Origin of the sequence: Pseudomonas tremae (assembly GCF_001401155.1) — a bacterium.
GTDB classification, from domain to species: Bacteria; Pseudomonadota; Gammaproteobacteria; order Pseudomonadales; family Pseudomonadaceae; genus Aquipseudomonas; species Aquipseudomonas tremae.
Window position 1 is genome coordinate 1 of record NZ_LJRO01000398.1, and the last position, 985, is coordinate 985.

At 56.3% G+C, this 985-nt stretch carries 1 protein-coding gene; it reads right to left on the reverse strand.

Going from position 1 to position 985, the window contains the following annotated elements:
• Positions 1-16: 16 nt before the first annotated feature.
• Positions 17-985, reverse strand: a 969-nt coding sequence (locus ALO43_RS22560; RefSeq protein ID WP_054998095.1) for an IS5 family transposase, incomplete at its 5' end; no start/stop codon positions are given.

Sequence of the window (985 nt, forward strand, 5' to 3'; positions counted from 1 at the left end):
GAGGGTGTAGACAAAATCAAGTGGTAAGTCGACGGGCGAGCATTCGAGCTTCGGCCAACCATACCCACGCCTCGCTCACATCAAGTAACCGATCGTGATGCATGATCAGTCGCCTGGCTCGCTCATTCCAGGCATGAGTCCGCTCCACTACCCAGCGCTTGGGCATTACTACAAAACCACTCGGAGCCGGCGCTGCCGTGAACAAATCGCCTTGTTCTGAATGCCATTTCCCGGTGCGGCGATTATTCGCTCCCCTTATGACCTGAATCTGGACTGCGTGAATGTGTTGCGTCCGCTGAGCCCACTTTCCGGCATAGGCGCTGTCGACGAACAGAGTACTCAATGATGGATACTTACCCATTGAGGACGTCACTGCGTCATCCGCAGCGTCTCGATCCTGCACGCTGGCTGCACTGATGCTCACTGCCAAAAGAAGGCCCAAGGTATCAACGACGAGGCTTCGCTTACGCCCTTTTACCTTTTTGCCTGCGTCGTAACCACTTTCACCTCCTTGCGGAGAGCTACGCGTTGATTGCGAGTCCAGAACAGCGGCTGATGGTTTTTCATCACGATCTACCCGCTCTCGCCATTGAGCACGAAGCCGGTCGTGCATTTGCTCGAATTTGCCCTGAGCGCTCCACCGTCGAAAGGTTTTATAGACGTTGTCCCAATGCGGAAACTCGCGAGGCAGCATTCGCCACGAGCATCCCGTACGCACGACATAGCAGCATGCGTCTAAAAGCGTCCGCCGGGAGTGACGAGGCGGCACGCCACGGCCTCCCGAGACCTCAAACAAGTCAGCGACCAGCGTCCATTCTGCGTCGGTCAGACAACTGGGATAACGTTGCTCTGGCAACTGACGTCGGTGCGCCTCGGTGTAGCCATAAGACTTACGAGACTCGGGTGGCTGGAAGCTACCTTTGGCTCGCTCCTTTACACGAACAATCCCGGCCAGCTTCAGCGCTTTTGCAAAGGTGTCGGGATG